Here is a 13,997-nt window from a genome sequence, read left to right on the forward strand (position 1 = left end):
TTGGTTTATTTTTGTAGCATGACAGAACAAATTGGATTGCAAGATCAGGAAGAACAAGAATTATTTGAACATCTACGGATAGAGGTGGACAAGGGGCAGGCATTACTCCGCATTGATAAATATCTGATGAACAGAGTCGAAAATGCTACACGGAGTAAAATTCAGCATGCGATAGAAGCAGGTTCTGTCATGGTCAACGGTAAGGAAATCAAGGCGAGCTATAAAGTTAGACCCGATGATGTGATTACATTGGTGTTGCCTGATCCCCCGCGTGATAACGAAGTCTATCCAGAAAATATTCCTTTGGATATCAAATATGAAGATGATGACGTTCTGATTGTGAACAAAGAAGCTGGAATGGTTGTACACCCAGGATATAATAATTATACAGGAACTTTGGTGAATGCGCTTACTTATCATATTCAGCAGCTGCCACAGCTACCAGGAAATTCTGATCGTCCGGGATTAGTACACCGAATTGATAAAGATACTTCTGGGCTATTGGTTATCGCCAAAAATGAAAAGTCCATGGCCTTTTTGGCGAAACAGTTTTTCGACCACAGTATTACACGAAAGTATATCGCCATGGTATGGGGTGATTTAAAAGAAGATGGAACGATAACAGGTTATATTGGACGTCACCTAAAAGACAGACGCATAATGGCGATGTATGATAGTGAAGACAAGGGGCGTTGGTCGGTAACACACTATAAGGTTTTGGAACGCTTAGGTTATGTAACTTTAATCGAATGCCAGCTGGAAACGGGAAGAACACATCAGATCCGTACGCATATGCAGTCTATCGGGCATCCGCTGTTTAACGATGCTATGTATGGTGGAGACAAGATTTTAAAAGGTACCGTGTTTTCGAAGTATAAGCAGTTTGTCGATAACTGTTTTTCTTTGCTGCCTCGTCAAGCACTTCATGCGCAAGTACTGGGATTTATTCATCCTGCTACAAAAGAAAATGTGTACTTTGAAGTACCATACCCTGAAGATTTTCGTTTAGCTTTAGAAAAATGGCGTGCATACGCAGCAAATTCAATGGCTGTAGAAAATGGTTAAAATTTAGAACAAAATTAAGATGCCAACAAACTATATTAATTTCAATGGCAATGTAGTGCCGGAAAATCAGGAAATATTTAGCATTGAGAATAGAGGTTTTCGTTACGGGGATGGATTGTTCGAAACCATGCTCTATAAGGATGGTGATATCCGTTTTCTAAATTTTCATGTCGAACGCTTACAGAAAGGCATGGAATTGATTCATCTGGACGATTCAAATCTTTTCGACGAATTTTTTATTCGTTCGCGGTCCGAAGAATTAATCCGTAAAAATAATATGTTGGGGCAACAGGTCCGTATCCGATTGATCGTATTTAGATCAGGGGGCGGGCTGTATAGTCCGACAAGTAATAAGCCCGGTTTTGTTTTGCAGGTACAACGTCTAGAACCCAATCTGCGTGATAAGAAGGTGGGGCTGATCGTAGGCTTGTACAATGAATTTAAAAAACCGTATAGCGATCTGTCAAAAATTAAGTCTTTAAATGCGCAGATTTATGTTTTGGCCGGTATTTATAAAAAGAAAATGGCCTTTGACGATGTATTGATCCTAAATCAGGAGGGCTACTTATGTGAATCACTGACATCCAATATTTTTGTCTTTTATGAGAAAGTACTTTATACCCCTGCGCTGTCCGAAGGATGTATCGAGGGAGTTATGCGTAGGGTAGTGATGGACATGGCACAAGATGAGGGTATCGAGGTAGTTGAAGCCCAAATAAGCCCCGAAATTATGAAGCGGGCCGACGAGATTTTCTGTACCAATGCTGTACAGGGTGTGCAATGGGTGATGGGATATAAGCAAAAGCGTTATTTCAATAAAATATCCCGTATTCTGCAGGAAAAACTGCTAAACTGGAACTATGATATCAGTGATGAACAAGACTAGTACGATAGCGTCGTGGTGCCAAGAGCAGCGAGAATTAACAAAGGGCGGGAATTAATCCTGCCCTTTGTTAGTTATAAACTGCTCAGCCCATTGCTCAAATGCTTGTTTAAAGCTGTGTAGAAAATCCTTGGTTTCTCCGGATTCAATTTTGCCGTCAGATCCGATACTTGACTCAATATCACCAATATATGCTTCGGGTTGTTGCATTGTCAAGAGATTGACGAATACAAGGGATTGCCGGAGATGGTGATTGGCACCAAAACCGCCTAACGCCCCAATTGAAGAAGATATTACTGCAGCAGGTTTGCCATCCCAACTGTTCTTACCATAAGGTCTTGATCCTACATCAATTGCATTTTTCAACACAGCAGGAACTGAACGGTTATATTCTGCGGTGATAAAGAGCACTGCGTCCAATGCATTAATCTCCTGACGAAATCTTGTATAGCTAGCCGGCGGAGTGCCTTCATCATCGAAATCCTGATTATACAAAGGGAGATCGCCAATATCGATCAGGCTATAGCGAAATTTAGATTCCTCCTGATCAACGATATACTCCCCAATCTTTTTGTTAAAAGAGTTTTTTCTTAAGCTACCAACCAATATACCTACGTTATATATGCTCATCGTATTTATTATTAAAGTTTCTATTATCTATTTATTTGAACAACATAGTATCCAATAATGTTTTTACTTTATTGCGAATAATACAGGTGTTCAACCTGTTAATAATGAGTTTTTTATCGATTGGTTAACAAAAATTAACATTTCGATATTAATCTTTTGCATACAGTTTGTTGTCGTATTGTAAAGAAGAAATTACAAACTAAGGGAGGAGTTACTTATGAAAAAATTGCTTTATGCAGCTGCTATCATTGCAGGCCTTTTTACGGCAAATGCTGCCCAGGCGCAAGTCAGTATTCGCGTCAACATCGGAAGTCAGCCTAATTGGGGCCCAGTAGGCTATGATTATGCCCGCTATTATTATATTCCAGAGTATAATATGTATTACGATGTGCCCGCGAGATGTTATGTTTATTACGACAATGGCGGCTGGGTAAGGAGAGCTAACCTTCCTAGAAGATATAGACACTATGATTTTTACCGAGTACACAAGGTGGTTATCAACGACCGTACACCGTGGCATCATCACGACCGATATAGAAGTCGTTACGGGGGCTACCGCGGAAGACAGGTAGCAATTCGCGACAGCCATCATGGCGGTGGGTATTCATTTGCGAGCGAGCGCCGCAAACATTCATGGAATGAAGGCCGTCGACACGATAGAGGACCTGGTCATCATGGACGCGGTAACGGGCATGGACCTGGAAAGCACAGGCACTAATTCGTTACATTGAAATACAATCGTTCAATTGAAATACAAGTTCAATTGAAGTACAAAGAAGAATCTATAAGGTCATAAATTCTTCTTTTTTTACGCCTAAATAAATTAAGAAACATAATACCTTGATTCATAAAAATTATCTTAATTTTGCGCTACAATAAACCTACATGAGCTGCATGTAGTTTTCACGATAGGTTTTTGAAACAATAGTAATGCGTAAGTTAATTTTTGTAATGAGAAAAGGGATTCGTTTAGGTGCTGTATGGATAGGTTTGGGGATAGTTAGTTTAGGATTATATGCCTGTGATCAAGGTGGGAAGAGCAAGGTTCAAAATGGTGATACTACGGATGATTCCATCCCGGCCGTAAAAGATAGTTTAGTTACGGTGCAGGACTCGATCAGTAACGTGGATTCCTTACAAAAAGATACCATTGCTAAAACGGAAGAAGATAAGCCCTTTAAAAGCGCTAAAGATACAACCGTACTATTGACCGATACTGTTTCTCCGCGTTATATATATCTTACTTTTGACGATGGCCCTCTGAATGGAAGTCAGTATCTTGATTCCATTGCAACTGCAAAGGGTATTAAAATCAATACTTTTCTGATTGGACATCATGATAAAATGAGTAAAAAGCTGCACAGCTATACCGAACGTTACAAGAATAATCCTTTAGTTGATTGTTATAATCATAGCTTTTGGCACGCGCACGACAAGTATACTGTATTTTATTCCAATCCGCAGGCTGCTTTTGAAGATTTTGAACATGCTGAGCAATCATTGGGGCTCGAGCATAAAATCGTGCGATTGCCGGGAAGAAATATTTGGTATATCGGAGACCGTAAGAAAGTTGATTTGAAAACAGGGGGATCAACGGCCGAGTTACTGCATCAAAATGGTTATAAGGTCATTGGTTGGGATTGTGAATGGAAAATTAATGGTGTGACGGGAAAACCAGACTTGTCGGTAAATCAGTTGTATACCCAAATGAAGAATCTACTTCGTAAAGGAACGTCGTATACAAAAAACAATGTGGTACTGTTGACACATGATAATATGTACCAGACTAAAAAAGGACAGCGACTTTTATCAGATTTAATCGATAGCCTAAAACAACATCCAAACTATCACTTTGAGTTTGTGCGGAATTACCCCAGATAGTGAGAATAGTTAAAACAAATAAAAAGGTATAAAAGCGAAAGGCTTAAAAAGAGTGGAGTGACCGTCTCTTTTTAAGCCTTTCGCTTTTAAAGAGGCAATACTTAGTTTTGTTTACGGAGATATTTGGTTAAAATAACGATCGTCTGACCTTCAATCTTTCCTTCAATCTGCTCAATGTTGTTAGCTACCAATCTGATATTCTTCACAACTGTACCTAACGTGGCTTTAAGAGAAGAGCCCTTTACGTCGAGTGTTTTTGTTAATACAACTGTGTCACCTTCAAAGAGTCTTTGACCAATGCTATCTTCATGAAAAGAAACATAGCCATCATTTTCGTGGTCGCCGGTTTTTTTGGCTTCAGCCAACGTTTCATCGTCCAAATATAAAATATCCAATGCTTCCGATGCCCAGCCTTCATTTTTTAATCGGCTTAACATCCGCCAGCATACAATTTGTACAGCCGGATTTTCAGACCACATCGCATTTGGAAGAAACTTCCAGTCTTCGGGATTTAATTGTTCTGTCTTATTAAGCTGGTTGACTAATTTTTCTGAAATCAGTAAGGTATTGTCCAAATTTGCCGTTATTTCTGGAGGTAGTGTATAGGCAACTAAAGTCAATTCATTGCCCGTTAATTCACATTTTCCGCCAGCTCTCGCCTGTAATTGTTCTTCTAACTTCATATCTTTTTTTTGAAAGTCCAAACTTAGCCAAATTTGTTTTGACACGCAATGACCAATATCACAACTTTACTAATTTAGCCGCTTCTATTGCTATTTTAATGCACTGCTTTGGATGATGAATATCTTTCAATACCCGTGAATTTATGGAGTTAAAAAATGTTGGACTGCAAATGCGCTACAATTTTTCTTTTAATAAAGCCTTTGTATGTAGAACATTGGTATTGATTTTGTATTAGTCCAGCTTTGGAAACGATTATTAACTATAATTTAGCGATACTATGAAATGGCAAGGAGGAAAACAAAGTGGTAATTTTGAAGACCGCAGGGGGATGTCGGGTGGTGGAAAAATAGCATTAGGTGGAATAGGGGGGATTATTGTTTTAGTCATAGGATTTCTGATGGGAGGAGATCCTACGCAACTTTTACAACAAGCCCAGAATATGGGGGCGCAGACCGAACAGTCGGGGCAGCCACGTGATCTAAATCCTGAAGAGAAAAGATTAACAGAGTTTTCACTGACTGTGCTCCAAAGCACCGAAGACGTCTGGACAAAGCTATTTAAAGAACAGATGCAGAAAAACTATACACCAACAATACTTGTGTTTTACGATGGTGGGACGCAAACGGACGGTTGCGGTATGGGACAGGCGTCTTATGGCCCTTTCTATTGTCCTGGTGATCAAAAAATTTATCTCGATTTGAGCTTTAGTAAAGAATTGTCAGATAAATTTGGAGCAAAAGGAGAATTTGCGATGGCTTATGTGATAGCGCACGAGGTTGGACATCATATCCAGCAACTGGTTGGACTGTTACCCCAAACCAATGCAGCACGAGGTAAGCTCAGTGAACGAGAAAATAATAAAATCTCTGTCATGACCGAACTACAGGCAGATTTTTATGCAGGCGTATGGGCACATTATCTCAACGAGTATACCGATATAAAAATTGATTATAACGATATTATGGATGGTATGAAAGCTGCTGAAGCGGTCGGCGATGATAAGCTGCAAACAGAAGCACAGGGCTATGCTGTGCCAGAATCATTCACCCATGGGACATCTGCACAGCGTATGGCCTGGTTTAAAAAAGGATATGATTCTGGGGATATGCGATCGGGTAATACCTTTGAGGATCCTAGCCTGAAATAATCGTTGATTTCAATGAAAACGCTTGATCACACCATGGTCAAGTGTTTTTTTTAGTTCAGTACCGGTAATGCGCAACAATGCTACCATATACGCTTTTTCAAATCCCTATTGAACCAGCAAGTTGCAACCCCGTATATCACTTTGATCAAACCGACCCAATATTTCAAACGATCCATCCTCATGTACTTTCCCTAAATCCTGTGTTGCGATAAACGAACAGGAATAGCGATTCGCTAGATCGATAACATTAATTCCACCAGATTTATTCGAAGGAATCAAACTCAATGGATCATTGGTATCACGGATTAGTATTTTCATCCATTTGGGTAGCTGAAAAATTCCTTGACCAGAGGAATAGCCCTGAGATAGTAGTTCCGTCATCCCATATTCAGAATGAATTCCTACCACACCGAAAGCTTTTTCAAGAAGCTGATGGATTTCTTGTTTGACCATTTCCTTGCGCTTTCCTTTCATTCCTCCTGTTTCCATAATGATTAATTCTGGAAAATCGAAGGCATAGTGTTCGATAAAATCGAGAAGGGCATACGTCACTCCGAAGAGTATCGTCTTCGTTCCTTTATTTTTGAGCCGGACAAGTGTTTCGTATAGCTCTTGATGGTTATACAGAAAGTAATTGCTTTCAGGCTGATCACTTTGTTTCATAAGATCGTCAACCATATATATCAAAGACGATCCACTTCTCTCGAGGTAAGAAGGGAGAAGTGCGAGTACGGCAATATTGCTCAAAGGGCCATAGAAATCTTCGAAGATCCGACGAAAGGTATGTTCATAAATATTCAGGTCGGCCACAAAATGTTTCGAGGTCAGCATTCCCGTCGTTCCGGAACTGGAAAAGACCATTTCAGCCTCCATTCCTTCGGTGATAACCTGTTGGGTTTTGAAAAATTCAATAGGTAGGAAAGGAATCTCGGTATAGTGTTCAATATTGGCTTTATCCTTTCCCAAGATGCGGATATAGTCCCGATAAATTTTGCAATGCTGGCTTTGGAATTGGTAGGTCTCTAAACACTGCTGATTAAAATCATACTCGGTTTTAATCTCAAAAAAATCCTTCCAATTCGTCATAGCATTTAAAAATTTGATAGACAAAATTAACTAAAATTTGGAAACATTAACAGGTCTTATTGTTTCAGTTTTATCGGATGCGTAGTGAAGTTGAACGATAGCATAGCCGATAAGCAGGTGCAGGCAAGAATTCTTGGGGCTAAGCTGCAGCGCGCGTGTTCAATTGTGTACGATAGGTATGTACTGGAGCTGCTAGGAAAGCGCATGCCATACATGTCTTGTAACAAGCTCAGATCCAATGTAAAAAAGCATCTGAGCTTGTTTATGTTTATAGCATACCGCCGTCAACAGGAAGAACCTGGCCGGTTACGTACGCCGATAAGTCGGATGCTAAATAAAGACAGGCATGAGCAACATCTTCAGGCTGTCCCGCGCGTTTCAACGGAATTCCTGCTTCCCATCCGGCAACAACTTTCGGATCCAATACATCCGTCATTTCCGTCCGTATAAAACCTGGAGCAACAACGTTAGCACGGATATTACGCGAACCTAATTCTTTTGCGACAGATTTTGTGAACCCGATAATACCTGCTTTTGAGGCAGCGTAATTCGCCTGACCAGCATTTCCCTGAACACCCACTACCGAAGACATATTAATAAATGAACCTTTGCGGTTTTTCATCATAATTTTTGAAGCTGCCTTGGTGACGTTAAACACCGACTTGAGGTTGACATTTAAGACATCGTCCCAATTTTCTTCAGTCATACGCATCAATAAGCCGTCTTTTGTGATACCCGCATTGTTTACAACAATATCCAGTCCACCGAAATCGGCAACAATGGAATTGATTAATTGTTCCGCTTCTTCAAATTTTGAAGCATCAGAACGATAGCCGATTACTTTCGTACCGAAAGCCTGAAGCTCCTGTTCTAACGCCTGTCCTTTTTCGACAGAAGAAAGATATGTGAAAGCGACGTTAGCACCATGTTGTGCAAAAACTTCTGCAATTTTCCTTCCGATTCCTTTCGATGCTCCTGTTATTAAAGCAATTTTTCCTTCGAGTATTTTCATCTGTATAAGTTATTTATCTTTAATTATTTACGATACGATATAGATCCATCGTTCCGACTTCCTCCCGCGTTGCTCTTCCTACTCATTATGGAGATCAATACGACACGGGCGCTTTCATTCGGTCGCTATCTAGCTATGCCACAGCGATTCTTTTTTTTTATTTTTTATCCCTGTCGCTTATAGACATTTTGCAAAAATGTTAAAACTATATTATAACACAAAATCTTTCGATAAATAACGGTCTAAATTAGCAGAACATTATGCCTTCAGCTGATGTTTACAAAAGCGTTGCTTGCTATTTTTTTAGCGAACGGATTTAGTGTTTAACAGTAAGCGTTTACTCACTTTATATAATTTTAATAAATCCATGTTATTTTTGAATAAGTGCTTCTAAAAAGTACAGTTTTTTGACAAAAGACTTGGACGTTTATCAAAAACTATATTAAATTTGCATCAATCACAAAAACATGAGCAAAAAATCAAATAAAGAAGTTGACGTTGTTCTAATCGGCGCCGGTATTATGAGTGCTACTTTGGGTACTCTAATCAATGAATTAAGCCCAGACGTTAATATTGAAATTCTTGAGCGTTTGGATGTTGTGGCTGCTGAAAGTTCAGACGCTTGGAATAATGCTGGCACGGGTCACTCTGCCTTATGCGAGTTAAATTATACGCCCGAACAGAAAGATGGTTCTGTAAAGATTGATAAAGCAGTGAAAATTGCTGAGCAATTTGAGGTATCTAAGCAGTTTTGGTCCTACCTTGTTGATAAAGGCATCATTACCCAGCCTGAAAATTTTATCCGTAGTATTCCACACCTGAGTGCGGTTTTTGGTGAAAAAGATGCTAAATTTCTGAAAACAAGATGGGAAACTTTAACGACCCAAAACTTGTTTAAGGGGATGGAGTATACCGAAGATGCTGAATTGCTGAAATCATGGATTCCATTGATGATGGAGGGGCGTGATAAAAACGAAAAGATTGCTGCAACGAAAATGGATCTTGGTACAGATGTCAATTTTGGCTCATTGACACGTGATTTGATCGCTAATCTTGCAAATAAAGAAAATATATCCATTTCGCTAAACCATGAAGTCATTGACATCGAACGTGAAGATGATGGCCGTTGGGAAGTGGAGGTCAAAGATTTAAAAACAGGAGTAAAGAGAGAAATCAAAGCGAAATTTGTATTTATTGGTGCTGGTGGACACTCCTTGCTGTTGTTGGAAAAATCTGGAATACCAGAAGCAAAAGGGTATGGTGGCTTTCCGGTAGGAGGCCAATGGCTGCGTTGCGTGAATGAGGAGATTATTAATGCCCACCACGCCAAAGTGTACGGCAAAGCCTCTGTAGGCGCTCCACCGATGTCTGTGCCGCACTTAGATACGCGTTATATCGATGGCAAACAAGCTTTGTTATTTGGTCCTTATGCGGGTTTTTCAACAAAATTCCTCAAACAGGGGTCTTATTTCGATCTACCGGCTTCTATCAAGTTGTCGAATATCCGACCGATGCTATCTGCCGGACTTGATAATTTGCCCTTGACCAAATATTTGATCACAGAAGTCATGAAATCTCCGAAAGATAAACTGGAATCATTGAAACAATTTATGCCCACAGCAAAATTGGAGGACTGGGTTATTGAGAAGGCGGGACAACGGGTTCAGGTGATCAAGAAAGATGAGAAGAGAGGTGGAATTTTGGAATTTGGAACAGAGGTCGTTTCTAGTTCAGATGGCTCTATTGCCGCGTTATTGGGCGCTTCTCCTGGCGCTTCTACCTCTGTTGCTATTATGATCAGTTTGCTGAAGAAATGTTTCCCTGAGCGTGCTAAATCAGATGAATACCGCAAGAAGTTACGTGAGATGATACCATCACACGGTAAATCATTGAACGATGATGCACAGCTTTGTAAAGAAACACGTATACGCACACATAAGGCGTTGAAATTAATCGATATCGATTAATCAGTTCGACCGCCAATATACTCGAGGGGTGCTTCGAACGGCTTTGGCCGTTCTGGGCTGAGATTATACCCAATAAAAGCGATTGTTCCTCTTTGTACAATCGCTTTTATATACCTGATCCAGGTAATGCTGGCGTAGGGATTTAATTTCAATAAAAACAGCTTTTTTCCCCGAAGGTTTATTATAAGATCACACGCAATAATAAACAATTCGAATGACTCCCGAATCCATTATCGACGCTTTTATAAAACAGATGCAGCAGGCCACAATAGCGGAATGGCTAGGGGTTTCTTTCGGCATTCTGCAAGTCTGGTTTTCACGGCAAAATAAATCAATCCATTATATTTTTGGAATTATAGGCATACTGATATCCGTATATGTATTATTTCATGCAAAACTGTATGCTGAAATATTGTTGCACCTGTATTATTTAGTCATGAGCATCTACGGCTGGATGTATTGGAAATATAGCAGTGACGTCGCTACGCCGATCACGAATTGTGAAAAGAAAGATTGGTGGATAGTAAGCTTTATCTGCACCGCTGGTTTTCTGTTGTTCTATTTTGGATTGGTGCACTTAACCGACTCGGATGTTCCACTATGGGATTCTGCCGTTTCTTGTACCGCTTGGGCAGGAATGTGGTTGTTGGCAAAACGTAAAATAGAAAATTGGATACTGTTGAATATTAGCAATCTAATGGCTATTCCGTTATTGATCCATAAAGGATTGTTTCTTTATTCCGGACTGACTTTGTTTTTATTTGTTATGGCATTTAGTGGATATTTAAATTGGAGGAAAATCATACGTGAAGAGAGATATGCAACTCAATAGTGCGGATATTGCAATTCTGAAAGACAGTCAGGCAAAAGGTATTCAGCAGAAATCCTTGTCGGATGAACAGTTGGAGCTAATCTATCGCAGAAAATGGTTCAAAATCTGGATTCCCGTTGAATTGGGGGGATTAGGTTTAACGGTGCCCGAAGGTCTCAATGTATTGGCTGATTTAGCGTATTGGGACGGCGGGCTGGCCTGGACAGTTACATTATGTTCGGGAGCAAATCTTTTTGTGGGTTTTATTGACCCCGTTTTAGGAGATCAAATTTTTAAAACGGAACGCGTTTGTTTCGGTGGTAGCGGTCAGGCATCTGGCACAGCAACGCGCGATGGTGAACATTATCGACTCACAGGATTTTGGAAATACGCCACTGGAGCTCCCCATTTAACCCATTTTACGTTGAATGCAACGATTGAGGAAGAGGGCAATCCCGTATTGGATGACAGGGGAGATCCCCTTGTAAAATCATTTTTTGTCGATAGGGAACATGCGCTGGTTCATTATGACTGGGATACATTCGGATTACAAGTGACAGCCTCGCACTCTTTTTCGCTGCAGGACGTTCAGATTGATGGTAAACAGTGTTTCGAAATCAATGCGGCAAAAAGCACACGCAGTGATCTACGCTATCAATATCCCTTTATGCCTTTCGCTGAGTTGACCCTGCTGGCGAATTTTATCGGGATGTATAAGCGATTTCTAGATTTGATTGAAAAACTGTTTGTGTTAAAAAGTAAAGCGTCCAAATGGGAGTATGCAGCGAGTAAAGCCGCTTTCGGCATGCTCGATGAACTTCAACAGGATTTCATAATACAAAAGGATGCTATCCTGAATTTGGCTGATCATTCTTGGGATAACCTCAGTAATGGAATCGATAATGCCTTAATTTATGCGCAAATAGCGACGCAAAGCCGTGATTTTGTGTCTTCCATCTTAATGAATACCGTTAAACTCTATCCTCATGCAGGGATTTTGGGGGCGACCGTTGACCAAGAGATCAATATCATCTTCCGAAATATTTTTACTGCTTCACAGCATAAGTTGTTGCAAAAAAGTATATAAAGAAAAGCTTAGTTTAAAGAATTTTTTGTTACAAATGCTGGGTTATCTACAGATTTTCCGCTGCCAATTTTCGATGTACCAAAAGAAGACTAACTTGTAACTAACTCGAGCCTTTTTGCAGTGCTTGTTCAGTGCTCGTTCAGTGCTTACTCAGTGGTGATTCAGTGACGAGTGAACAAGCACTGAACCAGAACTGGTTAACAATTGTTCTAAGGCTGTGCTTAGGGGTAAATTGGTGTTAGGATATCTTCATTCTAATTGGTATCTTAGCTATTTTTTGCCATGACATAGCCAACCGATTCGCACGCATTGCGGAATTTTTGGCTTTAAGGAATGCTGAGAAATATTAAAGTGACGAAGTCAACATAGGGCTGGATTAGGTATATTAAAAAAAGGAGACAATTTCTTTGAAATGTCTCCTTTTGTGTTCCCGGCGGGGGTCGAACCCACATCGTCAGAACCGGAATCTGAAATTCTATCCATTGAACTACGGGAACGTCCCGCAAAGATATACTATTTTCTAGATCTAACAAATATCTTTACGATAAAATTGAAACTTTTAGCAGACAATTTTTAGCGATAATTAGCGCCGTTTTTTTGCTTCTAGATTTCAGCAGTTCCTCATTTTTTTAAGTCGGTGCTAATGATTTGTTTATGCATACTTCGGATCGGAAAAAGGTGACAGTTGACAGCAGGTTGGTTATGACCGTGGGTGGTATTGCGTGATTACGGAATGTAGGTAATCCTTATCTATATGCGTATATATTTCGGTAGTCGTGATACTTTCGTGTCCGAGCATGTCCTGTACAGCGCGCAAATCGGCACCGCCTTCCACCAAATGAGAGGCAAAACTATGGCGAAAGGTATGTGGGCTAATGTTTTTCTGTATGCCTATTTTTAGGGCAAGTTCTTTGATGATCAAAAATATCATGACCCGGGATAATGCAGCTCCTCGTCTGTTGAGAAATACAATATCTTCATTTCCTGGTTTAATCTTGATGTGAGGCCTGATGGTTTCCAGGTAGATGCGGAGGTGTTTAATGGCATGTTGACCAATTGGTATGAGGCGTTCTTTGCTTCCCTTGCCTTCAACTTTGATAAATTCTACATCTAAAAATAGATTGGATAGTTTGAGTGTGGTAAGTTCCGAAACACGGAGGCCACATCCGTATAAGATTTCGATGATAGTTTTATTTCGTTGGCCCTCGGATGAAGAGAGATCGATTGCAGAAATCAATTGATCGACCTCCTGTATACTTAAAACACTGGGCAGCTTGCGCGCCAAACGCGGTGCCTGAATAAGGTCTGTAGGATTGTTGCTGAATGCATGCTCAATGATCAAAAAGCTAAAAAAGGTTTTAAGTCCAGATATCAATCTCGACTGCGTGAAAGGTGAAATATTGAATTGCTGCAGCCAAACCAAAAATTCCTGAATATTTTTTCTCGCTATGCTATTTAAAACCAAATGATTGTCTTCACAATAAATCTGAAATTTGGATACGTCATTTAAGTAAGCGTCAATAGAATTTGCACTTAAGCCTCTTTCGAACTTTAAGAATTGTTCGAATTCTTTTTTGATGACGTTCCAGTTTTTAAAATCCATTTGCAGCAAAATTACAATTAACTGTCGTTCTTTTTGAAAGATATTCAGTATTTTTAGAGTGATTTCTACCGATCCGAACCACATGCAGTAAAAGCAGCAGCAGTATGCTGTTCGATAAGGTGTTGGAGAATAATCGTAGTG

Annotated in this window: 13 protein-coding genes, 1 tRNA gene and 1 riboswitch; of the genes, 8 read left to right on the forward strand and 6 right to left on the reverse strand. The window is 40.0% G+C overall.

The genetic code is table 11. The features are described 5' to 3' along the window. Positions 1-18: 18 nt before the first annotated feature. Together J2X77_RS00255 and J2X77_RS00260 are read left to right on the forward strand one after the other, a co-directional pair. A complete protein-coding gene (locus J2X77_RS00255; protein ID WP_209575712.1) occupies positions 19-1,065 on the forward strand; it encodes an RluA family pseudouridine synthase in 1,047 nt (348 codons plus the stop codon). A gap of 19 nt (positions 1,066-1,084) precedes the next feature. Then, the gene (locus J2X77_RS00260) at positions 1,085-1,951 is read left to right on the forward strand and encodes an aminotransferase class IV (protein WP_209575710.1); all 867 of its coding nucleotides are present in this window, start codon (positions 1,085-1,087) and stop codon (positions 1,949-1,951) included. 51 nt (positions 1,952-2,002) lie between these two features. Here J2X77_RS00260 and J2X77_RS00265 read toward each other — a convergent pair whose 3' ends face one another. Then, entirely contained in the window at positions 2,003-2,578 is a 576-nt protein-coding gene (locus J2X77_RS00265; protein ID WP_209575708.1) for an NADPH-dependent FMN reductase, read from the reverse strand. 217 nt (positions 2,579-2,795) lie between these two features. Between J2X77_RS00265 and J2X77_RS00270 the strand changes: the two genes are divergently transcribed. Beyond that, positions 2,796-3,296, forward strand: a complete 501-nt coding sequence (locus J2X77_RS00270; RefSeq protein WP_310078502.1) for a hypothetical protein — start codon at positions 2,796-2,798, stop codon at positions 3,294-3,296. A 212-nt stretch (positions 3,297-3,508) separates the two neighbouring features. Next, on the forward strand, positions 3,509-4,459 hold the full coding sequence (locus tag J2X77_RS00275) for a polysaccharide deacetylase family protein (protein WP_293888259.1): 951 nt from the start codon (positions 3,509-3,511) through the stop codon (positions 4,457-4,459). Positions 4,460-4,560: 101 nt separating this feature from the next. On the opposite strand, the gene J2X77_RS00280 is transcribed toward J2X77_RS00275, so the two are convergent. Continuing rightward, positions 4,561-5,142 (reverse strand): alkylphosphonate utilization protein, encoded by a 582-nt coding sequence (locus J2X77_RS00280; RefSeq protein ID WP_209575703.1) that lies wholly within the window; start codon positions 5,140-5,142, stop codon positions 4,561-4,563. Positions 5,143-5,420: 278 nt separating this feature from the next. On the opposite strand from J2X77_RS00280, the gene J2X77_RS00285 reads away from it, so the two are divergent. Further along, positions 5,421-6,290 (forward strand): neutral zinc metallopeptidase, encoded by an 870-nt coding sequence (locus J2X77_RS00285; RefSeq protein WP_310078503.1) that lies wholly within the window; start codon positions 5,421-5,423, stop codon positions 6,288-6,290. A gap of 105 nt (positions 6,291-6,395) precedes the next feature. On the opposite strand, the gene J2X77_RS00290 is transcribed toward J2X77_RS00285, so the two are convergent. Together J2X77_RS00290 and fabG are read right to left on the reverse strand one after the other, a co-directional pair. Further along, positions 6,396-7,376 (reverse strand): acyl transferase, encoded by a 981-nt coding sequence (locus J2X77_RS00290; RefSeq protein WP_310078504.1) that lies wholly within the window; start codon positions 7,374-7,376, stop codon positions 6,396-6,398. A gap of 268 nt (positions 7,377-7,644) precedes the next feature. Further along, on the reverse strand, positions 7,645-8,388 hold the full coding sequence (gene fabG / locus J2X77_RS00295; RefSeq protein ID WP_209575697.1) for a 3-oxoacyl-[acyl-carrier-protein] reductase: 744 nt from the start codon (positions 8,386-8,388) through the stop codon (positions 7,645-7,647). A 467-nt stretch (positions 8,389-8,855) separates the two neighbouring features. Between fabG and J2X77_RS00300 the strand changes: the two genes are divergently transcribed. The 3 genes from J2X77_RS00300 (at position 8,856) to J2X77_RS00310 (ending at position 12,253) form a co-directional block, all read left to right on the forward strand. Beyond that, positions 8,856-10,355 (forward strand): malate:quinone oxidoreductase, encoded by a 1,500-nt coding sequence (locus J2X77_RS00300; protein WP_209575696.1) that lies wholly within the window; start codon positions 8,856-8,858, stop codon positions 10,353-10,355. A 14-nt stretch (positions 10,356-10,369) separates the two neighbouring features. Continuing rightward, positions 10,370-10,514: riboswitch (TPP riboswitch) on the forward strand. A 55-nt stretch (positions 10,515-10,569) separates the two neighbouring features. Next, complete coding sequence (gene pnuC / locus J2X77_RS00305; protein WP_209575694.1) at positions 10,570-11,187, forward strand: nicotinamide riboside transporter PnuC; 618 nt, start codon at positions 10,570-10,572, stop codon at positions 11,185-11,187. Beyond that, entirely contained in the window at positions 11,162-12,253 is a 1,092-nt protein-coding gene (locus J2X77_RS00310; RefSeq protein WP_310078505.1) for an acyl-CoA dehydrogenase, read from the forward strand. The genes pnuC and J2X77_RS00310 overlap by 26 nt, the downstream gene beginning before the upstream one ends. A 425-nt stretch (positions 12,254-12,678) precedes the next feature. Here the strand turns inward: J2X77_RS00310 and J2X77_RS00315 are convergent. After that, positions 12,679-12,750, reverse strand: a tRNA-Arg gene (locus J2X77_RS00315). Between the two features lie 203 nt (positions 12,751-12,953). After that, complete coding sequence (gene xerD / locus J2X77_RS00320; protein WP_209575690.1) at positions 12,954-13,856, reverse strand: site-specific tyrosine recombinase XerD; 903 nt, start codon at positions 13,854-13,856, stop codon at positions 12,954-12,956. Between the last annotated feature and the right edge of the window lie 141 nt (positions 13,857-13,997).

Source organism: Sphingobacterium sp. 2149 (genome assembly GCF_031455655.1).
Classification (GTDB): Bacteria; Bacteroidota; Bacteroidia; order Sphingobacteriales; family Sphingobacteriaceae; genus Sphingobacterium.

Bases quoted from the DNA above. Each gene is read 5' to 3' on its own strand.
- pnuC (WP_209575694.1), top strand. From the start codon at position 10,570: ATGACTCCCGAATCCATTATCGACGCTTTTATAAAACAGATGCAGCAG.
- J2X77_RS00265 (WP_209575708.1), bottom strand. From the start codon at position 2,578: ATGAGCATATATAACGTAGGTATATTGGTTGGTAGCTTAAGAAAAAAC.
- J2X77_RS00285 (WP_310078503.1), top strand. From the start codon at position 5,421: ATGAAATGGCAAGGAGGAAAACAAAGTGGTAATTTTGAAGACCGCAGG.
- J2X77_RS00290 (WP_310078504.1), bottom strand. From the start codon at position 7,376: ATGACGAATTGGAAGGATTTTTTTGAGATTAAAACCGAGTATGATTTT.
- J2X77_RS00260 (WP_209575710.1), top strand. From the start codon at position 1,085: ATGCCAACAAACTATATTAATTTCAATGGCAATGTAGTGCCGGAAAAT.
- J2X77_RS00275 (WP_293888259.1), top strand. From the start codon at position 3,509: ATGCGTAAGTTAATTTTTGTAATGAGAAAAGGGATTCGTTTAGGTGCT.
- J2X77_RS00300 (WP_209575696.1), top strand. From the start codon at position 8,856: ATGAGCAAAAAATCAAATAAAGAAGTTGACGTTGTTCTAATCGGCGCC.
- xerD (WP_209575690.1), bottom strand. From the start codon at position 13,856: ATGGATTTTAAAAACTGGAACGTCATCAAAAAAGAATTCGAACAATTC.
- J2X77_RS00270 (WP_310078502.1), top strand. From the start codon at position 2,796: ATGAAAAAATTGCTTTATGCAGCTGCTATCATTGCAGGCCTTTTTACG.
- fabG (WP_209575697.1), bottom strand. From the start codon at position 8,388: ATGAAAATACTCGAAGGAAAAATTGCTTTAATAACAGGAGCATCGAAA.
- J2X77_RS00255 (WP_209575712.1), top strand. From the start codon at position 19: ATGACAGAACAAATTGGATTGCAAGATCAGGAAGAACAAGAATTATTT.
- J2X77_RS00280 (WP_209575703.1), bottom strand. From the start codon at position 5,142: ATGAAGTTAGAAGAACAATTACAGGCGAGAGCTGGCGGAAAATGTGAA.